At 52.9% G+C, this 21,217-nt stretch carries 18 protein-coding genes; 11 read left to right on the plus strand and 7 right to left on the minus strand.

The window, feature by feature from the left end:
* Nucleotides 1-25: 25 nt before the first annotated feature.
* The 5 genes from M0R70_13005 to M0R70_13025 all read right to left on the minus strand — a co-directional run bounded on the left by M0R70_13005 (nucleotide 26) and on the right by M0R70_13025 (nucleotide 5,857).
* Entirely contained in the window at nucleotides 26-955 is a 930-nt protein-coding gene (locus M0R70_13005) for a branched-chain amino acid ABC transporter permease (protein ID MCK9420289.1), read from the minus strand.
* A 102-nt stretch (nucleotides 956-1,057) separates the two neighbouring features.
* The gene (locus M0R70_13010; GenBank protein ID MCK9420290.1) at nucleotides 1,058-2,248 is read right to left on the minus strand and encodes an ABC transporter substrate-binding protein; all 1,191 of its coding nucleotides are present in this window, start codon (nucleotides 2,246-2,248) and stop codon (nucleotides 1,058-1,060) included.
* 110 nt (nucleotides 2,249-2,358) lie between these two features.
* A complete protein-coding gene (locus M0R70_13015) occupies nucleotides 2,359-3,099 on the minus strand; it encodes a succinate dehydrogenase/fumarate reductase iron-sulfur subunit (GenBank protein ID MCK9420291.1) in 741 nt (246 codons plus the stop codon).
* A gap of 105 nt (nucleotides 3,100-3,204) precedes the next feature.
* Nucleotides 3,205-5,118, minus strand: coding sequence for a fumarate reductase/succinate dehydrogenase flavoprotein subunit (locus M0R70_13020; GenBank protein ID MCK9420292.1), 1,914 nt, complete (start codon nucleotides 5,116-5,118; stop codon nucleotides 3,205-3,207).
* A 76-nt stretch (nucleotides 5,119-5,194) separates the two neighbouring features.
* Nucleotides 5,195-5,857: a succinate dehydrogenase cytochrome b subunit gene (locus M0R70_13025; protein MCK9420293.1), complete on the minus strand. Its 663-nt coding sequence runs from the start codon at nucleotides 5,855-5,857 to the stop codon at nucleotides 5,195-5,197.
* 178 nt (nucleotides 5,858-6,035) lie between these two features.
* Between M0R70_13025 and M0R70_13030 the strand changes: the two genes are divergently transcribed.
* From M0R70_13030 to M0R70_13065, 8 genes are all read left to right on the plus strand, one after another.
* Nucleotides 6,036-6,287: a DUF433 domain-containing protein gene (locus tag M0R70_13030; GenBank protein MCK9420294.1), complete on the plus strand. Its 252-nt coding sequence runs from the start codon at nucleotides 6,036-6,038 to the stop codon at nucleotides 6,285-6,287.
* A gap of 90 nt (nucleotides 6,288-6,377) precedes the next feature.
* Nucleotides 6,378-6,596: a ribbon-helix-helix domain-containing protein gene (locus M0R70_13035; protein ID MCK9420295.1), complete on the plus strand. Its 219-nt coding sequence runs from the start codon at nucleotides 6,378-6,380 to the stop codon at nucleotides 6,594-6,596.
* Complete coding sequence (locus M0R70_13040) at nucleotides 6,593-6,997, plus strand: putative toxin-antitoxin system toxin component, PIN family (GenBank protein ID MCK9420296.1); 405 nt, start codon at nucleotides 6,593-6,595, stop codon at nucleotides 6,995-6,997. Before M0R70_13035 ends, M0R70_13040 begins: the two co-directional genes overlap by 4 nt.
* A gap of 444 nt (nucleotides 6,998-7,441) precedes the next feature.
* Nucleotides 7,442-10,459 carry a tetratricopeptide repeat protein gene (locus tag M0R70_13045; GenBank protein MCK9420297.1) on the plus strand — a complete coding sequence of 1,006 codons (3,018 nt, stop codon included), beginning with the start codon at nucleotides 7,442-7,444 and terminating at the stop codon, nucleotides 10,457-10,459.
* 162 nt (nucleotides 10,460-10,621) lie between these two features.
* Nucleotides 10,622-11,263, plus strand: coding sequence for an outer membrane beta-barrel protein (locus tag M0R70_13050; protein ID MCK9420298.1), 642 nt, complete (start codon nucleotides 10,622-10,624; stop codon nucleotides 11,261-11,263).
* A gap of 484 nt (nucleotides 11,264-11,747) precedes the next feature.
* Nucleotides 11,748-12,437 (plus strand): hypothetical protein, encoded by a 690-nt coding sequence (locus M0R70_13055; protein ID MCK9420299.1) that lies wholly within the window; start codon nucleotides 11,748-11,750, stop codon nucleotides 12,435-12,437.
* Nucleotides 12,438-13,115: 678 nt separating this feature from the next.
* Nucleotides 13,116-13,745 (plus strand): porin family protein, encoded by a 630-nt coding sequence (locus M0R70_13060; protein ID MCK9420300.1) that lies wholly within the window; start codon nucleotides 13,116-13,118, stop codon nucleotides 13,743-13,745.
* A gap of 427 nt (nucleotides 13,746-14,172) precedes the next feature.
* A complete protein-coding gene (locus M0R70_13065) occupies nucleotides 14,173-14,502 on the plus strand; it encodes a hypothetical protein (GenBank protein MCK9420301.1) in 330 nt (109 codons plus the stop codon).
* Nucleotides 14,503-14,952: 450 nt separating this feature from the next.
* On the opposite strand, the gene M0R70_13070 is transcribed toward M0R70_13065, so the two are convergent.
* Nucleotides 14,953-16,344, minus strand: coding sequence for a class II fumarate hydratase (locus tag M0R70_13070; protein MCK9420302.1), 1,392 nt, complete (start codon nucleotides 16,342-16,344; stop codon nucleotides 14,953-14,955).
* A 191-nt stretch (nucleotides 16,345-16,535) separates the two neighbouring features.
* Here M0R70_13070 and M0R70_13075 point away from each other — a divergent pair, with 191 nt between their 5' ends.
* Nucleotides 16,536-17,951, plus strand: a complete 1,416-nt coding sequence (locus M0R70_13075) for an NAD-dependent malic enzyme (GenBank protein ID MCK9420303.1) — start codon at nucleotides 16,536-16,538, stop codon at nucleotides 17,949-17,951.
* A gap of 111 nt (nucleotides 17,952-18,062) precedes the next feature.
* The gene (locus M0R70_13080; protein ID MCK9420304.1) at nucleotides 18,063-19,334 is read left to right on the plus strand and encodes a Glu/Leu/Phe/Val dehydrogenase; all 1,272 of its coding nucleotides are present in this window, start codon (nucleotides 18,063-18,065) and stop codon (nucleotides 19,332-19,334) included.
* A gap of 88 nt (nucleotides 19,335-19,422) precedes the next feature.
* Here the strand turns inward: M0R70_13080 and M0R70_13085 are convergent, their stop codons facing one another.
* On the minus strand, nucleotides 19,423-20,376 hold the full coding sequence (locus M0R70_13085; GenBank protein MCK9420305.1) for a DUF523 and DUF1722 domain-containing protein: 954 nt from the start codon (nucleotides 20,374-20,376) through the stop codon (nucleotides 19,423-19,425).
* Between the two features lie 374 nt (nucleotides 20,377-20,750).
* On the opposite strand from M0R70_13085, the gene M0R70_13090 reads away from it, so the two are divergent.
* A complete protein-coding gene (locus M0R70_13090) occupies nucleotides 20,751-21,116 on the plus strand; it encodes a co-chaperone GroES family protein (protein MCK9420306.1) in 366 nt (121 codons plus the stop codon).
* Nucleotides 21,117-21,217 lie beyond the last annotated feature (101 nt).

The raw sequence follows: 21,217 nt of genomic DNA on the forward strand, positions 1-21,217 counted from the left end.
CGTCCTTGCGGTAAATCAAATTATATTATTTTCCGAACTTCCTTGTCTTGAGCAGCGACGCCACGCCGCCGGGAATAAAGATCAGCACGGCAACGAAGATGACGAACCGTCCGACGGGGGCCCACCCCATGCCGATGTAGGTTGCGGTGAGCGATTCAAAAAGTCCCAGGATCAGGCCGCCGATAATGGCCCCCACTGTCGATCCGAGTCCGCCCAGGATGGTGATGACGAAGGCGATCAGCGTGAACTGCCCCCCGATGTCGGGATAAATGTAGTAGATGGGAATGAACAAACAGCCTGCCGATCCCACGAGAGCGGATCCGAGGCCGAAGGTGATCACCCGCATCCGTCCAATGTTTACGCCCATGAGCAAGGCAGCGTCGTTGTCCTGCGCCGTGGCCCGGATGGACTTGCCCGTGTCCGTCTTGGTCAGAAAGAACCAGAGTCCCGCGGTGATCAGCAGGGAAAATACGAACGAGACGCTCCAGGGGAACGACAACGACAGCTCAAAGGGTGAATTTTTCCAGAAATCGGAGAGGTACCATGCCTTCGTGCCGTAGCTCACCGGCGTTTGCAGGTAATCGGACTTGAAGATGATCGTTGCCAGGTTTGCCAGCACCATCCCGATCCCGACCGTGAGGATGACCTGGTTCTCCGGCAGGATGGAGTCCACTTTCATGACCGGATTGATCAGATATTTCTGGAGCGCGATGCCGAGCAGAAAAAGGACCGGAGCCGCGATGAAGATCGAGAGATAAGGATCGACATGAAAATAGGCGTACAAGACATAGGCGATGTACATACCCACCATCATGAGTTCGCCATGGGCAAGGTTGATGATCTTCATGACGCCCATGATGATGGTCATGCCGATGCCGATCAGGGCGTAGAGCCCGCCCAGCAGGATGCCGGATATGAGTGTCTGGAGCAGGACTTCGGTTTGGACAGCGGTCATGGATACCTCAGTGCGGAGTGGCGAGTGCGGAGTGCGGAGTTAAACTCAAGCGGAAAGACACGACGTTATTCCGCATTCCGCACTCCGAACTTCGCACTCGATTTATCTGCGTTCCTTCCACGTCGGTACCGGGAAAATATATGGTTTGCTTGCCTGTGTCTTGGGCCAGATCGTCTCAAACTCGCCCTTCTGCACCTGGATGGCAAGGGTCTCCGCGAAGTTCTGGTTCTGATAGCCTTCCCTGTCCTCAAACTTGACCGGACCGAAGGCAGTCATGAGATTCACGGCCTTGAGCGCGTTCCGGATGCCGTCCGAAGTCCAGTCCTTTGCCCTGTTCAAGGCGTCGGCAGTCACGTAAATTGCTGAATAGGCTGATGCGCCATGATACGAGGGAAAGTCTCCGTGTTTGGCCTTGTACTTATCGGCAAACTCCTTGGCGCCGGGATACTTGACCTGGGGTGTCCAGAGCGTGGCGCTGATCACGTACTCGGCCGCATCCTTCGCGCCGTCGATGAACTCCGGGATGGCGAACCCGGCCGCGCCGCCCGCGTACAGTTTGGCTTCGACCCTGAGTTCCTTGGCCTGCTTCATGATCATCTGCGCCTCATTGGCATAGGAGATCGTGTAGATCACATCAGGTTTTTCGGACTTCACCTTGGACAGCAGGGGTTTAAAGTCAATGGCCCCGGTCTCGAACTTTTCCTTCAGCACCACCTTGATGCCGAGCGTTTTCGCGTCCTTCTCCATGGCGTCGGCGCCCGAGGTGCCGAAGGCCGAACTCTCATAAAGGACAGCCATTGTCTTTGGCTTCACGACTTCCTTCAGGAAGGAGACGAAGGCATCGGCATAATGCGCGTTCACCTGGTTCTGGCGGAACACGTACTTATAGTTCTGTTGCGTGATCGCGTCGTCCGCGCTCGCCACGACGAGATAGGGGGTCTTGCGTTCCTCGGCCACGGCTGCCACGGCCTTGGCGCAGGCCGAGGTATACTCACCCACGATGATGGGCTGCTTCTTCGAGTCGATCAGCTTCTCGACGATCGCCCGGGCCGTCTCCGGCTTGCCGGTGGAGTCCTCGAAGGACAGGGCGAGCTTCTTGCCCTTGATACCGCCCTTGGCGTTGATCTCTTCCGCGGCCATTTCGTAGGACCGCTTCATGATCTCGCCGAACTTCGCCTGTTTGCCGGTCAGGGGGAGCGGAATGGTGAGGTCCAGGGTATCAGCGGCCAACAACGTGGTGGAGAAGACAAAGCTTGCGAACATCATTGCGATTGCGAGTGCCAGACGTTTCATAGTGCCCTCCTTAAAGTGATAGGGATCGCTGAATATTATCCGTGCTGGTTGTTTGCCTGTTCCCATAAGATAGCATAGGAAAGATTCCTTCGCAATATCGATTCCTCGATTTACGGTATCTTTGCTTTGATGAATTCACGGTTCAGCTTTGCGATGAATTGCACCTTGATCCCCTTGGGACAGACCGCCTGGCATTCGTAGTGGTTGCCGCAATTGCCGAATCCCTGGTTAAGCATTTCCTCGGTCATGATGCAAACGCGCCGTGCCGCTTCGACCCTGCCCTGCGGCAGCATGGCGAGGTGCGTCACCTTGGCCGCGGTGAAGAGCATGGCCGAGCCGTTCGGACAGGCCGCGACGCAGGCCCCGCAGCCGATGCATTCTGACGCATCCATCGCGATGTCCGCGTCATGCTTCGGGATCAGGACGGCGTTGCCGTCAGGAACACCGCCCGTGTGCACGGAAATGTAGCCCCCGGCCTGGATGATCTTGTCAAAGGCGCTCCGCTCCACGATCAGGTCCCTGATCACCGGGAATGCCCGTGCGCGGAAGGGTTCTATATATAGGGTATCGCCATCCTTGAAATAGCGCATATGAAGCTGGCAGACCGTGGTTTTTTCCTGAGGACCGTGCGGGATGCCGTTCACCACCTGGCCGCACATGCCGCAGATGCCTTCACGGCAATCGCTGTCAAAGGCGATGGGTTCTTCACCTTTTTTGATGAGGCCTTCGTTCACCACATCGAGCATCTCAAGGAAGGACATCTCGGAGATGATATTGTTTGCCTCGTACCGTACCAGCCGCCCCTTGTCCCCGGGACCCTTCTGACGCCAGACGTATAAGGTGAGATTCATTTGGATGGACTCCAATGCAAATTTCAAAATGCAAAGTGTAAGCTTACGGTCTACTCATTTTGCAATTTGCACTTTACAATTTGCATTTTGCATTTTGCAATGATTCTATTTGTAACTTCTTGTCGCCGGTTTCAGATGCTCGAACTCCAGCGGTTCCTTGTGAAGCTCAGGTTCTTTATCCATGCCCTTGTACTCCCAGGCAGAGACATAACTGAAGTTCTTGTCGTCGCGTATTGCCTCGCCGTCCGGTGTCTGGTGCTCGACCCGGAAGTGGGCGCCGCAGGATTCGTCTCTCAGCAGGGCGTCCCTGGCCATGAGCTCGCTGAATGCGAGAAAGTCCGCGATCCTGCCCGCCTTCTCGAGTTCCTGGTTCAGGTCCATGCCGGACCCCGGAACCTTCACATCCCGCCAGAACTCGGCGCGGAGTTCCGGAATGAGCGCGAGCGCCTTGTTCAAACTTTCCTTGCTGCGCGCCATGCCCACCTGTTCCCACATGATCTTGCCGAGCAGGTAATGGAACTCGTGCACGGTTTTCTTGCCGTTGATCGACAGGAGCTTTTTCACGGATGCATCGACGTCCTCGCGGGACTTCTTGAATTCAGGACGATCGGCAGCGACGGCGCCGGGAGCAATCTTCGCAAGATGATCCGCAATGGTATACGGGAGGATGAAGTAGCCGTCCGCCAGCCCCTGCATCAAAGCGCTTGCGCCAAGTCGGTTCGCGCCGTGGTCGGAGAAGTTCGCCTCGCCGAGGACGAAGAGGCCGGGGACATTGCTCGCAAGGTTGTAGTCCACCCAGAGCCCGCCCATGGTGTAATGCGGCGCGGGGTATATGCGCATGGGCTGCCGGTAGGCGTTCTCGTCGGTGATCCGCGCGTACATCTCGAACAGATTTCCGTAGCGCTCGCGGATCGTGTCCTCGCCCAGGCGTTTTATGGAGTCGGCGAAATCAAGAAACACCCCGCGGCCGCCCGGCCCCACGCCCCGGCCTTCGTCGCAGACTTCCTTTGCGGCACGGGAGGAGATGTCGCGCGGCGCGAGGTTGCCGTAGGCGGGATATTTTCGCTCGAGAAAGTAATCGCGGTCGGGTTCCGGGATCTCGTTGGATTTTCTCTTGTCCCCCTTGTTCTTCGGGGCCCAGATGCGGCCGTCGTTCCGGAGGGACTCTGACATCAGGGTGAGCTTGGACTGGTGTTCGCCGGTGACCGGGATGCAGGTCGGATGGATCTGGGTGAAGCAGGGGTTCGCAAAGAACGCGCCTTTTTTATATGCCCGGTACGCCGCGGTCACGTTCGAGCCCATGGCGTTCGTGGAAAGGTAAAAGATATTGGCGTACCCGCCGGTCGCGAGGCAGATTGCGTCACCCGCGTATGATTGGATCTTTCCGCTCACGAGGTCACGCACCGTGATCCCTTTTGCATGGCCGTCAACCACCACCAGGTCGAGCATCTCGGTCCGGGGATGGAGCGTGACCGTGCCCGCCTTGATCTGGCGCATCATTGCGCCGTAGGCGCCGAGCAGGAGCTGCTGGCCTGACTGGCCGCGTGCGTAGAACGTTCGCGAAACCTGGGCCCCGCCGAATGAACGGTTGTCGAGATAACCGGCATAGTCGCGGGCGAACGGGACTCCCTGGGCAACGGCCTGGTCGATGATAGCGCCGCTCACCTGCGCCAGACGGTAGACATTCGCCTCGCGGGAACGGAAGTCTCCTCCCTTGACCGTATCGATGAAAAGCCGTTCGATGCTGTCGCCGTCGTTCGGATAGTTCTTTGCCGCGTTGATGCCTCCCTGCGCCGCGATGCTGTGGGCGCGGCGGGGCGAGTCCTGAAAGCAGAAGGCATCGACGTTGTAGCCGAGTTCGCCGAGGGAAGCGGCTGCGGACGCGCCGGCCAGACCGGTGCCGACGATGATGACACGGAACTTCCGCTTGTTGGCCGGACTCACGAGCTTTATCTCGGCGAGACGTTTGTCCCACTTCTCGTGCAGCGGGCCGGATGGTATTTTGCCGTCGAGGATCATACGATTATGCTCCGCGCATAGGGCATGGCGCATGGAGCATAGTGTTTAACCCGCTGCCCTCTGCCCCAATGCGTTTTCATTTCACTATTCCCATCACGATCACCACAGGTATTGCAGCATACCCAAGAAACAGGATCGTCGCAGCGATCTGCCCTCCCCGGGTGATAACAGGAAGGGAACTTTCATTATTCAGTCCCCAGGTCTGGATGGAACTTTGGATCCCGTGGTAGAGATGCAGCAGCAGGCCAGTCACCGATACGACATAGAAGGATACAATGCCGATTTGCAGGAAACTGCGTGTTACCATCATAAACACATCCGGCCGGCCGAGGGCGTCCGGGTTCTTGAGCGCGGAGATCGCGGGGTCGATGAATTGGAGCGTAAAGTGCAACAGGTGATAGACAAGGAACACACTGATGAGAGAGCCGGTCCAGATCATGTTTCGTCCGGCGAAGGTCGTGCTGATATGACTGGAGACGGCGTATGAACCGGGTTTCGCCTTCCAATTCTCCAGAGTCAGCACGATGCCGAGATAGACATGGAGACAGAGCGTCACCGCCATAAATAATCGGAATGCCCAGACAAGGACCGGCAAGGCATGCAACGCGGCGGCATACGCATTGAGGCCGTGGAAGTAAACCGTGGTATTGCCGATCAGGTGGACGATGACAAACAGGACCATCATCTGGCCCGTGATGGCCATCAGTATTTTTCTGCCGACAGTGGAGGTGGGGAACATGACAGCTCCTTACGCAATGACGTAATTATACTTGAACAATTAAAGCAGTACAAGGGCAAAGCGACAGGAAAATTGATTGAAAGCACATTTTGAATGTGCTACAGTAATACCGTGCGTAGATGATGAAAAGTTCTCATAACAGTGTAGGAGAAGCTTCTTATGGAGGAGGTCTCTTCAAATGAACAAACAAAAGCCCGGAGAATTGCTGAAACGAATAACTGTCAATCCCAAAGTCATGGTTGGTAAGCCAACCGTTAGAGGATTGCGAATAACAGTGGAGCAGATCCTCAAAGCCCTTGCCGGAGGCGTTACATCCGAGGAATTGTTAGAGGACTATCCCGATCTTGAAAATGAAGACATTCAAGCTGTTCTCCTGTATGCCGCCGAACTTGCTCGGGAAGAACGCGTATACGCCGTGAACGCGGGTTAGAGAAATGGCGAGATTCATTATAGACAAAAATCAGAACGCCAACTTGACAGAACCGCGCTATGTAGTGTATTGTAGTGCAGGAGGTTTGCCATGAGATCAGTACTGTCAATAAGTCTGCCCGACAAGGTTGCCCGTGAGCTTGATCGTTTCGCAAAGAACCAAGGGAGGAACAAGAGCGACGTTGTCAAGGAATCGATCAGCATCTATCTTTGGGAATCCCGGTTTGAGGGGGCGCGGAAAAACCTCGGCTCACGGGCGAAGAAGAAGGGTATGGTAACGGACGAAGATATTTTTAAGGAAGTGTCGTGAAGGCGCTCTTCGATACAAATGTGCTCCTCGCGGCTTTTCTCACTGAAGGCGTCTGCTCAAAACTTCTGACGCGGGCGCGGAAACAACAATTCAACCTCATCACCTGTCCCTTCATCCTTCACGAATTCGAACGAACCCTTACCAAGAAGTTTTCAGCGACAAAACAGGAACGGGAAAACGCCCTGGCGTTGATTGCTGAGGCTGCCCAGGATATTGTGCATCCTTCCGAAATTCCGAACGGGGCTTGCCGCGATAAAGATGACGACAATGTGCTCGCCTGCGCTTGGGAAGGAGCAGTTGATTATCTTGTTACGGGAGACAAGGATCTTCTTGACTTAAAAGTGTTCAAGGGAATACGCATCATCACTCCCCGAAATTTTGAATTGCTTTTTGATAGTTGAGAATGATGCGTGACTGTTCGAGGATATATAACGGATCATTTTTCAGTGTGACGATGGAATGCACATGTGTGCTACATGACGGTTTGGAGCATAGAAAAGTGTGAGACAGGACAAGGCAACATAAACATCAACGTCCTGCGGGTGTCTTCGTTTCTCCGGCAGGATAGGCAGCTCGTCTCTCCTCGTGAAGGATATCTCGACCGGGGGAAGTAGTCTCCGAAAAGCAGAGGAAACCTGGATTCTCGTAAGCATGAGGATTTTTAAATGAAACCCGAGGCCGCCCCATATACCAAAATCACCCGCCCTTTCTTTACCGGGGTCCTGCCCAGAAATCGGCTCTTTGCTTTTTTGGATTCCGGCCTACGACGATCAGCCATGTGGGTATCTGGACCTCCCGGCTCCGGCAAGACCGTCCTTATAAGCAGTTACCTGGAGGCCCGTTCATTGCCATGCTTGTGGTATCAAGTGGACTGCCAGGATGCGGACGCGGCCACATTTTTTTATTACATGGGGCTTGCCGCAAAAAAGGCATCATCCCGCACAAAGCGTCCTCTTCCGTTATTGACCCCGGAATACCTGCCGGGGCTGCCTGTTTTTACACGTCGTTATTTTGAAGACCTGTACAGCCGGTTAAAGACGCCATATTGCATCGTCTTTGACAATTACCAGGATGCGCCGGTCGGCGGACAATTCCACGGGGTGCTCAGCGAGGGTCTTGAAGTCCTTCCCGCTGGAGTAACGGTCATCTTCATCAGCAGGGGTGCACCGTCCGGGACTCTTGCTCGGATGGAGGCTAATGGTCGTCTGAAAGTCCTCGGCTGGGACGAGCTTGCCCTGACCCTTGATGAATCCGAAGAGATAATTCGTTTTAAGCTTAAAGAGAAACAATCATCGGACCTAGCGCGCGAGCTTCATGGAAGGACCAAAGGGTGGATGGCTGGTCTCATCCTCATGATCGAGAAGACGAAAAAGGGGGTTTTTGAGCCGGGACAGATGAAGGCCGTAGCAGAGGATACGATCTTTGAGTACTTTTCTTCGGAAATATTGGAGAAACTGGGTTCTGATGTCCGCGGTTTTCTGTTAAAGACCGCGATACTGCCCATCATGGACGCGCACATGGCCGAATGCCTGACAGGGGCCGGCAATGCAGGCCGGATACTATCAGGTTTATACCGCAATAATTATTTCACCGAGAGACGAGCTCACGCCAGTCTTGTATATCAGTATCACCCGCTCTTTCGTGAATTCCTTCTGTCGCGCGCAAAAGCTTACTTGGTTGATGAATTTCCCCTGTTGAAGAAGAAGGCCTCTGTAATTCTGTATGAAGCGGAGAGGTTCGAGGACGCCTTTGGCTTGTTCCGGGACTGTTCCGAATGGAAATGGATCATCCGGATGGTAATGGAGCGCGGCCAGTCGCTTATCAAACAGGGAAGGGGCCAGGTGATAGAGGCCTGGATAACGAGCCTTCCCAAGGATTTGCTCGACAACGATCCGTGGCTTCAATACTATCTCGCAATCTGTCGCATGCCCCGTAATCCCGGAAAGAGCCGAGCGCATCTGGAAAAGGCATTCTTGATTTTCAGGAAGCGAAAAGACGCGGCAGGGGCATATATGACATGGGCGGAAATCGTCGACTCCTGCATCTTCGGCCTGAGCAATTTAAAGCTGTTGGACGAGTGGATCCCCCGGCTCAAGCAACTCATGCGTTCCTTAGGGGGAGGGCTCCCGGGAGAGATAGAGACCCGAGTGGCCTCCAGCATGTTCATGGCGTTGATTCACCGGCAACCGCAGCATCCGGATATAGGGTCATGGGGAACGCGGGCGCTCGCTCTTTCGGACCAGTCAGGCGACAAGCGCTTAAGGGCGCTGACTCTCTCGAATTATGCGTTCCATGAGATGAACTCGGGTAGCCTTGAAGAAGCGGCGCTTGTACTCGATTCGTGCAAGCGATTTACGGAATCCAACGAGGCGACCCCGCTTGCCGTTCTTACCATGAAGTGGGTGGAGGCGATGTATCTGACATATACCGCCGACAATGAACAGTGCATGAAGGTAGTTCAGAGCGGGCTCGATCTTTCCGCGTCCACCGGGGTTTTTATCATGGATTTTTTATTACTGGGACAGGGCGCATTGAGCGCGCTTGATGCAGGGGATTTCAAGAATGCAGATAAACTTTTTGGGAGGATGACGTATCTATCCGTAAGCGATCCGTTGACCGGCAAGGGCTATTATCGGTTTCTTCTGGCTTATAACGCTCTGCTCCACAAAGATTTTAACCAGGCCGCCGTGCATGTTGATGCAGCTTTGAAACAGGCCGAAGTTACGGGGTTCCCGCTTGCTGAGTCCTTTTGCCACATTGAATATGCACAGGTGCTGCACGAACTAAAAGAACACAAAAAGTCATTACATCATTTGAAAGAAGCGTTTAGGATTGCGAAACTTATCAGGTACCGATATATGGAATTCATCTGTCTTTTGACGGATGCCCTGTTTACCTTTGACGGGGGAAGGGAAAAGGCCGGGCTTGCGTTGCTTCGGAAAGGAATGGCACTGGGAAGAGAGTGTGGATTCATAAATACGTATACGTTGCGCCCCGACCTTGTGGCCGGTCTCTGCTGCAAGGCGCTTCAAGCCGGAATTGAGACGGAATATGTACAGACCCTTATCAAGAAACGCAACCTTCTTCCCGATGCCGCGCCCCTCGACATCGAAGCCTGGTCCTGGGCCGTAAAGGTGTATACGCTCGGCAGGTTCAGTCTTGTGAAAGAAGGAAGTCCTGTCAGATTTTCAAGAAAAGCCCAGCAACGACCCATTGCGATGCTCAAGGCGCTTATCATGCTGGGTGGAAGAGAAGTGCCTGAGGAAAAATTGACCGATATTCTATGGCCGGAAGCGGAGGCTGATTCATCGCACAAGGCCTTTGCCATTGCCTTGCACCGCCTTCGGCGGCTGTTGGGAATTGAAAAGGCGATATCCCTAAGTAATGGACGGGTGACCCTGGATGCTCGTTACTGCTGGGTCGACATATGGGCCTTCGAGCGCATCCTCGGAAAAGCTGATGATGCATTAAAAAATGATAAAACAGAAAAGGCCATCCAGTCGATAGAGAGGGCTTTAGCCCTGTACCATGGCCCCTGTTGCGCCGACGACTCGGTCCCGATTGCGGAAGACATCCGCGAGCGTTTGAAGAACAAGTTCTTTAAATATGTAAAGCAACTCGGCCGGTTGTATGAGGAACGAGGCGAGTTTGAGAAAGCCATAGATCTCCTTGAGAGGGGCATTGCGACAGACCCATTCGCCGAGGAGCTTTATCAGCGTCTCATGCTGTGCCATCGAAGGCTCGGCCACCGGAATGAGGCATTGGTGGTTTATGATAGACTGAAAAAAACATTCGCCGCCATCCCCGACTTCGAACCATCTCCTGAAACAAAGGAAATTTACAAAGCCCTTACCTCGAAATAAGCCGCTTATTTTCGAATCCGTATCCTATCCGTATCTTTCCGTCTGTTATAATTCAAATTTAGACTGACATTCTCTAAAGTCATTTACTTGAGAGAATGGTTATGTCAGCTTCTATCAGCAGGACTATTGCAGAATGAAGAATCCTTTTAAAGAGAAATATTTATGTTGGGAAAACGACTATCTTTAGTTCTGATAACGCTGTTGTTCTCACTTGCGGTTTCCTACGCACGGGCGGAAATGCGGACGGGCTTAGAGCTTGGGCTCTTTGGCGGGTCAGTAACCGCTAATGCTGGAATACAGCAAAATGTCGACGGCGGTCACAGAATTGCCACTAACATTACGAACGGCAACATCTACGGTTTAAGAGTCGGCGGCAACTTCAATAGTAATTTCGGAATAGAAATAGCGATCGCAGACGCAGGAACTAGGTACAACGCATATCTTTTTGACGCGGGGGGCACCGAAAGATCCTCCGAAGAAAACACCAGCATTGGACTTATCAACATCAATGCGCTGCTACAGTTTCCCATAGGCCGTATAGTTCCCTTTGTGACGGTGGGTACGGGCAAATCAATGTTTATAGATTACAATTTATCAACGACAAACTACGGGGCCGGAGTGAAGATATTCCTTACGCGCAACGTCTTTCTGCGGGCAGATTTTAAAAAATACATCGTGAATGGCGACCACGAACTCGAAGAAATAGTAGACATTAGAAACGGAATCTATTATGTCGTCCCCTACGCGTTCAGTGACCAGATACAGCTCAAAGAAATAAGTTTGGGAATATCGATATTGTTCTAACGAGCGAATTGCAGCCCTGTCGACTTTTGCGTAAGTGGTGCTGTTGCCAACACCGATGGTTCAAATTCAGTACCCGTTGTGGGTGTGACGGTCGCATTGCGTAACATAAGAATTGCATTCTTTCCACAACGCCAAAGGTTCTCTTGATGTTTTCAATAAAAAAACAGAATCTCTTAGTTGCAATTTTAGGTTTTAAATGGAGATAAAAATGCAGACGAGATTAAAGGTATTATTCACTATGCTGTTAATTTTATTTCTTTATGGTTGTGCGTTCGATTTGGCTCATGTCAGGTATAAACCTGCTGCGTACGTTCCTTCACCAGAGGTGCGGAAATCCTTTGTTATTAACGAGAGCATGGAAATAACTGAAGGTACCTGCTATGATCGGACGTTGAGGAAAGGTAAGAAATGGAACCTGACAGGCAGGATAAGTGAAGAGAGAGTTTATCTCGGATTATAAACATTTAGAAGGAGGAATAGAAAGATGCTGATGAAAATAGAATGTCTGATATTAAGGAGATTTGAGATAAAAAGAAATATTTTGCTTGCTGTTGTTTTATTGTTTTCGTTTTCATGTGCCCCGAGCATACCTTACACAGTAAAAGAATCTTTACAGGCGGGTTTCCCGACCCCTTCAAATGATAAGGCAACTGTTGTATTTGTGCGCCCGGATTTTTATGCACTTGACGTGCCTTTTGCTTTATATGATGATGAAAAAATTATTGGAGTGGTAAAAGGCTTAAAAAACTGTACCATTACTCAGGTGTCTGCCGGCAAACATATATTCGCTGTTCTTACACTGCAGAAGACAGGTATTTTAGGCGCTGGGCGTGATAGGTATATGTTTATTGATGCTGAACTTGCTAATGGAAAAATATATTATATTTACGTGCGACCTTATGGTATTTTTTCAGCCGGTTTTTTTTCCGACCTCGAACCAGTTAAGGAGAATAATGAATATTGGAACAAGCTTCCTGAATGGCTCTATGACTGTACCCTCACTGAGATAAACAATGAAACCCATGAATGGGACCTCGAGACTGCAAAAGTTCATAAGAGAGAAAGAGATGAAGATTATAAAGATTGGCTACAGGACAAGGAGAGACAGAGAAAGGCCATAAAGCCCGAAGACGGGCTAACTGCACCTGTAATTCCTAAAAAAAGCCGTGGATGATTATAGGAAAGAGTCCGGAACTTTCATGTCATGTCGGCCCTGAAAAGAGCAAGCGTGAATTGATTAATACGGAAGACCCGATGCATGGCTATCCCAGGCATTGCAGAAGGAGTTTACCGCTCGCGGGGAATGAAGTTGAGGAGCCGTGCTTCACAATGCCATGTCTATTCTGGTGAAGGAAATCGCGTCCAAGATCAACAAATGCTCGCTACATTACTCCGCAAGCGAACAAATGATCAAAGAGATAGAGATTCGTGCGGAGGAGGGGATCGCACGAAACGATGAGGGTGCATGTTTTCCCGTGCTGGAACTCGGGAGTACCGGGAATTCCGTGGTATGAATGCGCTGATGAGGTTCTCTGATGCGGGCGAACGCATAACTCGGGCCTGCGCTATCTTGGCAATATAAACGCTCGGGGCGGAACAGCATGTCGATTTCCTCAAGAAAAAATATGCTCAGTATGAAGAGAACGATAAGTTCATAGCGCTCAATTCCATAGGCGATGTTGGTACACCGGAAGCTATCGATTTTGTCATCAATGCAAAAGAGGACAAACTGTACGAAAATGAACATGGATGCAAATATTGTGTTGATTTGTATCTTGATAGATAAGCAAAAAGAGATGGTATCGCCATCACTTCCCTCGAAGCAGGAGGAATTACAGAATACGGAGGAAAAATGAAGATGAAACGTCTAAGAGGGTGTATAAGCATCATCATTGCCATGGTATTGTTCTTTGCAGCAAACTGTGTTGAGGCCGCTGAGTGGAGATTTCCCGTGGGCTTGACCTACGTTTCAGGTATAGACAACGTTCTAGATGTATACAAAAACAACTTAGAGGTTAAAGGGTATATTGTCGACACGAAACTGTTGACGTCTGTCGGTTTATCGTTTCAGCCCTACGTTCAATTTTCGAGCGGTCTTGGAATCGGATTCACGTTTGGTCCGGCCATGATTGTATCATCAACCGACTCTGATTTCACCGCAATTCCCGCGGGCCTTGATTTGCGCTATACTCCGTTGACCGACTCGTGGGCTTCACCCTATATCCGTGCGGGAATAAAAAAGTACTTTGCGAGCGGAGATTACGTTAAAAGTTCATCACCGGGCTTCTACGGCTCATTCGGTCTGGAGTTTGCCCGAACCAAAAGAGTGGGATGGGGAATCGAGGTGACCTACGATACTGCGGAAATCACCCTGGACAAATACACAAGGCGCACGACGACTTCATATACTTCGACATACACTATTAGCGAGGTAAAAGTGCGGCCTGGTGAAACACAAGCCACTATTTTCATCGTTTTTTGACGTCTCATTCGCGGAGTCCATAGTATTGAAGGATCCGAGAAGGAAATCCTTTACGGGGAGCGGGATGCGAGCTGGAACATGCCGAACGAGCGATATATTTGTCGGTGATTATGAAGACGCGTACTGATGCCCAAGGAGCTTATCGGACTCAAGTAGCACACAATTGAGAATGACGCATCAATAACAGATTCCGCTCCATGTTTACAAAGAGGTTAAATGAAATTGGAAAATCCGGTCTATTTTAATGGAAAGGAGACATGTCGAGGGCGAAAACGAATCTCCCTTTGGACATCGTTACTAAAGCAATTGCAATAATGACCACCGTTTCTCTTTCAATATCATATCAGCCCCACGTCCGATTAACATCATTAGTCGAATTATTCATTCGATTGTGTATAAAACTCATATAGAAAGGAGGTGAAAGAAAATGAAAAAAGCTCTACTGGTCGGTCTTGTGCTCTCTCTGGTTTTTGCTTTTGGTTGCAGTTCCGCGCCGTTGAAACTGCCAACCGAAATGTCGAGCGCGAAATACGAAGTGCTGGGTGAAGGGGAAGGAAGTTCAACCGGAATCATGTTGTTCAATTTGATCCCGATCGGACAGAACGACAGGTTCGTGGACGCGTATCGGAATGCAGTCAAGAGCAAAGGCGGAGATGCGCTGCTGAATCCTGTTATCTCGGAATCCTGGTTCTGGGCGTATTTGCTGAATGGGTATACGACGACAGTCACCGGGACCGTGATCAAATACAGGCAATAGGCATTTCGCTTGGGAGGCCGGAAATAATCTGTACGCGCTCTGAATTAAGCGGGCTGCACCTGCTGCCGACGACAGGCATGCGGCCCGCTTTTTCCTTATTGCTGTCCTCGTATCTCATTGTCACGAACCGCATGATCGATCAAGTGACTAGACCGAAACAGGGGGATCATGCCTGAATCGGTCGAATCATCTATTGAGGAAAACTATCTATGAAGAAATATTTACTTTTTGCGGCAATTTTACTTCTCTGCTCCTCCTAATGCCTAGCAGACCGCACATCATCAAAGATCCCAAAAGAAGGCATGGATCCTGTTTCAGGGGATGAAATAGTGACTGTTGTCTTTGTCAGATCAGGTTTCTATCTGAATCCGCTACCCTTCGCGCTTTACGACGACGAAAAAAAGTCGGCGCTGTTGATAATGCGTAGAAAAAAGTCTTACACGTATATTATTATTCTGCTGTCCCGCCTTCGGTCATCTTCTTCGGATCGAGCAATTTATTTAATTCTTCCTTCGACATCCCCGTCATCTCAGCGGCAACGTCCTTGAGAGCGCGGCCCTCTGCATACGCCTTCTTCGCGATCTGCGCGGCCTTGTCATAGCCGATGACGGGGTTCAGCGCTGTCACGAGTATGGGGTTCTTGTCCACCAAGCCTGCAATACGTTCCTGATTAACAGTGAAGCCTGCTATTGCCTTGTCAGCAAGAAGCCGGGATGCATTCCCGAGCAGGGTGATGGACTGGAGCAGGTTATGGGCGATGACGGGCAGCATGACGTTCAACTCGAAATTGCCATGCTGGTTGGCGATCGTAATGGCGGCATCATTCCCGGTGACCTGGGCGCAGACCATCATCATCATCTCGCACATGACCGGGTTTACCTTGCCGGGCATGATGCTCGACCCGGGCTGGAGCGACGGCAGTGATATCTCGCCGAGCCCCGCGATCGGGCCGCTGTTCATCCAGCGCAGGTCGTTCGCCATCTTCATGAAGGAAGAGGCGGTAGTTTTCAGATGTCCGCTCAGTTCCACGGCCGTGTCCATGGTCGCCTGGGCGGCGAAGTGGTTGTCTGTTTCCACAAAGGGCAGTTTGGTGCGGCCGGCAAGCCTGCCGGCGACGATCTTTCCGAAATCCTTCGGCGCGTTGACGCCGGTGCCCACGGCAGTTCCACCGATCGCGAGCTTTGCAAGGCGGGGCAGCGCGGATTCGATGCGCTCGATACTCTGCCCGACCTGGAAGGCCCATCCGCTGATCTCCTGGCTGAGCTTGATCGGCATTGCATCCATCAGGTGTGTGCGGCCCGTTTTTACGAGGTACCCAAATTCACCCTCACGTTTTTTCAGCATGATATAAAGATGCCTGAGCGAGGGGATGAGCACTTCATGTGTCTGAATGTAGGCGCTCACATGGATCGCGGCGGGGATGACATCATTCGAGGACTGGCCCATGTTCACGTCGTTGTTCGGGTGGACCGGCTTCGCCGAAGGGCCGAGCATCTGCGTGGCGCGATTCGCGATCACCTCGTTGGCGTTCATGTTCGTGGATGTTGCCGAGCCGGTCTGGAAGATATCAAGCGGGAAGTGGTCATCCCATTTGCCGTCCGCAACTTCGAGGGCGGAGAGATGAACGGCATGCGCGACCGTGGGGTCGAGCATGCCCAGTCCCACGTTCACCTCCGCCGCGACCGCCTTGATGAGCCCGAGCGTCCGGATAAAGACGCGGGGGAACCGCATGCCGCTCACGGGGAAGTTTTCCACCGCGCGCTGGGTCTGTGCCCCGTAGAGCGCGTCCACGGGGACCTTTACTTCACCAAGGGAGTCTTTTTCGATGCGGTAGTCAGGCATAGAGTACTTTCCCTCAGACAGGAGAACAGAACGACATTGACCTGGTGCTTATTATACCTGCTCCAATAGATTTTTGCACGGTGATTTTAAAAAAACGGAACATATTAATTTTCAACTTTTTTTATTTAGCGACAGTTTTGTTGACCATCGGGAGAATAGCTTCTATAATAGGAAACAAAGGAGACTATACCATGAAACATCCCATACCCCCTCCCAGTCCGAGCTACAGCATTACGATACGGGTGGAGATCGAGAACAGGATCGGCATGTTCGCGAAAATCGCCACGGCCATCAGCAGCGCCGGCGGCGATATGGGCGCGGTTGACATCGTCGGCGTCGGCAAGGGCACGATCTTCCGCGACATTACCGTGAACGCCCGTAACGAGGAGCACGAGCAGGCGATCGTGAAGGCAATCACGAGCCTGCGCGGCGTGAAGGTCCTCAGATCCCTGGACCGCACATTCACGGCCCATGAGGGCGGGAAGATCGAGATCAGGAACAAGCTCCCCGTGCGCGACCGGAACGATCTGTCCAAAGTCTACACACCGGGCGTCGCGCGGGTCTGCATGGATATCCATCAGCACCGGGAGCACACGTACCGGTACACCATGAAGGGAAATTCCGTCGCCGTGATAAGCGACGGGACCGCGGTCCTTGGTCTGGGCAACATCGGGCCTGAGGCCGGGCTGCCGGTCATGGAAGGCAAGGCCATGATCTTCAAGGAGTTCGCGAACATCAATGCCTTCCCCCTCGTGCTGGCGACCAAAGACGTGGAGGGGATCATCTCCACGGTCAAGAACATCGCGCCGGCCTTCGGCGGCATCAACCTCGAGGACATTTCCGCGCCCCGCTGTTTTGAGATAGAATCCCGGCTCCGGGGTCTGCTCGACATCCCGGTGTTCCATGACGACCAGCACGGCACTGCCGTGGTTGTGCTGGCCGCGCTCATCAATGTCGCGAGGTTGCTCAAGCGCGACCTGAAAAAGTTCAGGATCGTGATCGTCGGCGCGGGAGCCGCCGGTTCGGCGACCGCGAAGATACTCCTGGCCTCGGGGGTGAGGGACATTATCGTGTGTGACAGGGTCGGCGCGCTGTACGCGGGCAGAAAGCCGGATATGGACCCCTATAAAGGCGCGCTGGCGAAATCCACGAACCCGCGAAAAGTGACGGGCAGCATATCCGATGCCATGAAGGGATCGCATGTTTTCATCGGGGTATCGGCTCCCAATGTAATCACCGCGCATGACATCAAGAGAATGGCGAAAGACCCGATCGTATTCGCACTCGCCAATCCCGAGCCCGAGATCTCGCCTGAGGAGGCCATGCCGCTGGTGCGGATCATGGCAACAGGACGGTCGGACTACCCGAACCAGATAAACAATATGCTTTGTTTCCCCGGCATGTTCCGGGGATTGCTCGATGTGCGGGCGCGCGGCGTAAACGAGGCGGTGAAGCTCGCCGCCGCCAAAGCCATCGCCCACACGGTCAAGACCGGGGAGCTGCATGAGGACTATATTATCCCGAGCATTTTCGACCGCACGGTGGTTGCATCCGTGGCAGCTGCCGTGGCCGAGACAGCGAAGAAGACGGGTTTGGCAAGATTATAGTTCAGAGTTCAAGTTCAAAGCTCAAAGTTTAAGAAAAAGTCATGCGTTCGAGTCGTTGTTACCATGAACTATGAACTCTGAACGTTGATCTTTTTCCCAGAGGGAAAACACATGGAAACAAACCACGACCGTATCCACCATGACGAAAGAGAACTTCGCAGTCTCGCCATGACCGAATTGCAGACCGTCTACGCCGACCTCGGTCTCAAGCAGGAGGAACTCGACCTTCTGTCCACGCCCCGGCGGTCCTTTACGGTGAGCTTTCCCGTGAAGATGACCACGGGCAGGACCCAGATGCATACGGGTTATCGCGTGCAGTACAATGATGCGCGCGGCCCTGCCAAGGGAGGCATTCGCTTTCATCCCGGGATGGACGAAGAGCATGCGAGCGAACTGGCCCTCCTCATGGCGCTCAAGTGCGCGGTGGTGAACATCCCCTTCGGAGGGGCAAAGGGGGGTGTTGCGGTCAATCCCATGGAACTTTCGAAGCGCGATCTCGAACTGGTTACGCGCGGGTATATCCGGGCCATCGCGGACCACATTGGGCCGTTCAAGGATATCCCCGCGCCCGACGTGTACACCGATGAGCAGATCATGGCGTGGGTACTTGACGAGTATGAGCGGATCAAGCGTGAGCACGTTCCCGCCGTGGTCACGGGAAAACCCCCTGCGCTGGGCGGCATCAGGGCGCGAAGGTACTCGACCGCGCTGGGCGGCGTCCATGTGCTTGAGCAGGCCATGAAGGAAAAGGGCATGAAAGCGCACGGGAGCCGTGTTGCGGTCCAAGGGTTCGGCAACGTGGGCGGGAATGCCGCACGCATGCTCCATTACTGGGGCTACACGGTCGTGGCCGTGAGCGACGCGACCGGAGCCATCATGGACCCGGGGGGGATCGATGTCCCTTCGCTCAGACATCACAAGGCCAAGACCGGCAGCGTCGCCGGCTTCGAAGGCGCAAGAACCATTTCCCCTGCAGAGCTTCTTGCCATTGACTGTGAGATCCTGATACCAGCGGCTCTCTCGAACCAGCTCGACGCGAATAATGCCCATGACGTGAAGGCAAAGATCGTCCTCGAGCTCGCGAACGCGCCGCTCACCGCGCAAGCCGATGAAATTCTCTTCAACAGGGACATTCTGGTCATCCCCGATATTCTCGCCAACGCAGGCGGCGTCGTGGTGAGCTATTTCGAATGGAGTCAGAATTTAAGCAACGAGACCTGGCCGGAAGAAAAAGTACTTGAACGGCTGAAGCTGATCATGACCGCGGCGTTCAACGACGTCAATGACCACTGCCGCGAAGCAAAGTGCCGGATGCGGAAGGCCGCCTACGAGTTGGCGGTGAAACGGATCTTGACCGTGGAAAAACTGCGCGGTAATCTGTAAAGCGCGGTTCTTCCGGTTTCAGACGCGGGAGAATGAACGGGGTGAGGGGCCTGTTCAAGAGCAAATAATCGCGACAGGCAGGACGCTTCTATATGTGGTTCCGGAGCATCAGCTCCAGTGGATGGGGGTTCAGGTAGACCTGCTGGTTAAGGTACTCGACGTTGTACTTGCGGACATGGTGCTGCAGCAGGGTGATCGGAACGATGAGCGGCACCAGTTCCCGGTGGTAGTTCGTGATGACGTCCTGCAGTTCCTTCTTCTCATCTGCTGAGAGCTTATCCTTGAAGTAACCGGCCATGTGCTGCAGCACGTTGGTGTTCTTCTTTACCGTGGCCAGGAACCTGAGGCCTTCAAACAGCATTTCCCGATAGCGCGTGTGCAGTTTTTCTTTGCGGAACGTTTTCCCCGCGGCGACCAGCTTCCCCAGTTCGGTGTAATGCTTCAGGCTGTGGGACATCAGCAGGAGCTTGTGTGCCGTGTGAAATGAGACCAGCCCCCTGAGAGATCCGTCCGCCTTGACATATTCCTGCCAGCGTCGATAGACGAAGATCCGTTCGATGAAGTTCTCCCGGATCCCGGGATCATGCAGCCTGCCCTCATCTTCCACGGGGAGGAGGGGAAACTTCTCCATGAACGCTTTGGCGAAGAGCCCGGAGCCAATGGCGTTCGGGATGCCTGCCTCAGTGTAGATCTTGACCCCGCGCATGCCCGAGCTGGGCGACCGGCTCTTGAACACAAAGCCGCAGAGGCCCGTTTTTTCCAGCTCCGCGACTTTTTTCTTTGCCCAGATTTTCATGCGCGCCGAGTGGTCCACGTTGGTCAGGATCGTGATGAGCCGGGGCTTCTCCGGGTCGCCCACCAAGTGCATGGCCTCGCGCGGGATCGGCAGGCCGCATTCAACCTCGGGGCATACCGGCACCCATTCCACATACTGGCCGAGGGTATCGGACAGGAAATGGTCGAGCTTGTGGCCGCCGTCATAGCGGACCGGATTGCCGAGCAGACAGGAACTGATGCCGAGTTTTATCTTTTCCCTATTCATGTTTTCCACAATTTGATAAAACAAGCTAACGTCTTTGACACCGATAATGTCGGATAAAATCCATGAAAAAGCATGCTACTGCATACTCAGGGTAAAAGCGCTTAACGTTCCCGTGCATGCGCATAGTGTAGCGCGAAAAACCCCCAATGGCAACACGGAAAGAAGAGGATTATCGGTTGCATATTTTGGTATAATAATTCCTGTCCGATGTGATATATTGATCATAGCAGGAAATTTTTCCGTGTAATTTTTAAGGCGGGGAAATGGTCGAGACATTGGGGCTCTCATTACAAGTGAGTGCTGCCGGTCGGCCACGAGCGTACCATGAGCAGGTACAAGAATGATCATCGCAGGAGATCGTGTCGAGGTGATGCATGAAAACCAAGAAGAACCTTATCATCGTGGGAGACAGGGTCCTCATCGATCCTGACGAGCGGATGGACAAGACGCCTTCGGGGCTCTATCTTCCTCCCACGGTCAAGGAAAAGGAAAAGATCATGGGCGGTCATGTGGTGAAGACGGGGCCGGGGTATCCCATTCCGGACAACACGCCCGACGAATCCTGGAGGACCGGCAAGAAGGACATTAAGTACCTCCCTCTGCAGGCTGCCGATGGCGATTACGCCATCTTCCTCAAAGACCAATCAATGGAGATAGAGTTCGAGGAGAAAAAATATCTTATCGTGCCCCATTCGGCGATCCTCGCCCTTGTCCGGACGGAATTGTCGGAAGAGGGTTGATATCGATAGTAATCGCATGCAGTTAACTGCGTTCTTCGTGGCGGCTTTTGACGATTTGTTCACGCGCCAGGTGAAAAAACCGATAACGGTGGAGGAGGAAG

This window comes from Nitrospirota bacterium (assembly GCA_023229435.1).
In the GTDB taxonomy this organism is placed as follows: Bacteria; Nitrospirota; UBA9217; order UBA9217; family UBA9217; genus JALNZF01.

Bases quoted from the DNA above. Each gene is read 5' to 3' on its own strand.
- M0R70_13025 (MCK9420293.1), bottom strand. From the start codon at position 5,857: ATGTTCCCCACCTCCACTGTCGGCAGAAAAATACTGATGGCCATCACG.
- M0R70_13055 (MCK9420299.1), top strand. From the start codon at position 11,748: ATGCTGATGAAAATAGAATGTCTGATATTAAGGAGATTTGAGATAAAA.
- M0R70_13085 (MCK9420305.1), bottom strand. From the start codon at position 20,376: ATGAATAGGGAAAAGATAAAACTCGGCATCAGTTCCTGTCTGCTCGGC.
- M0R70_13005 (MCK9420289.1), bottom strand. From the start codon at position 955: ATGACCGCTGTCCAAACCGAAGTCCTGCTCCAGACACTCATATCCGGC.
- M0R70_13050 (MCK9420298.1), top strand. From the start codon at position 10,622: ATGTTGGGAAAACGACTATCTTTAGTTCTGATAACGCTGTTGTTCTCA.
- M0R70_13090 (MCK9420306.1), top strand. From the start codon at position 20,751: ATGAAAACCAAGAAGAACCTTATCATCGTGGGAGACAGGGTCCTCATC.
- M0R70_13060 (MCK9420300.1), top strand. From the start codon at position 13,116: ATGAAGATGAAACGTCTAAGAGGGTGTATAAGCATCATCATTGCCATG.
- M0R70_13010 (MCK9420290.1), bottom strand. From the start codon at position 2,248: ATGAAACGTCTGGCACTCGCAATCGCAATGATGTTCGCAAGCTTTGTC.
- M0R70_13075 (MCK9420303.1), top strand. From the start codon at position 16,536: ATGAAACATCCCATACCCCCTCCCAGTCCGAGCTACAGCATTACGATA.
- M0R70_13070 (MCK9420302.1), bottom strand. From the start codon at position 16,344: ATGCCTGACTACCGCATCGAAAAAGACTCCCTTGGTGAAGTAAAGGTC.
- M0R70_13020 (MCK9420292.1), bottom strand. From the start codon at position 5,118: ATGATCCTCGACGGCAAAATACCATCCGGCCCGCTGCACGAGAAGTGG.
- M0R70_13030 (MCK9420294.1), top strand. From the start codon at position 6,036: ATGAACAAACAAAAGCCCGGAGAATTGCTGAAACGAATAACTGTCAAT.
- M0R70_13015 (MCK9420291.1), bottom strand. From the start codon at position 3,099: ATGAATCTCACCTTATACGTCTGGCGTCAGAAGGGTCCCGGGGACAAG.
- M0R70_13065 (MCK9420301.1), top strand. From the start codon at position 14,173: ATGAAAAAAGCTCTACTGGTCGGTCTTGTGCTCTCTCTGGTTTTTGCT.
- M0R70_13035 (MCK9420295.1), top strand. From the start codon at position 6,378: ATGAGATCAGTACTGTCAATAAGTCTGCCCGACAAGGTTGCCCGTGAG.
- M0R70_13080 (MCK9420304.1), top strand. From the start codon at position 18,063: ATGGAAACAAACCACGACCGTATCCACCATGACGAAAGAGAACTTCGC.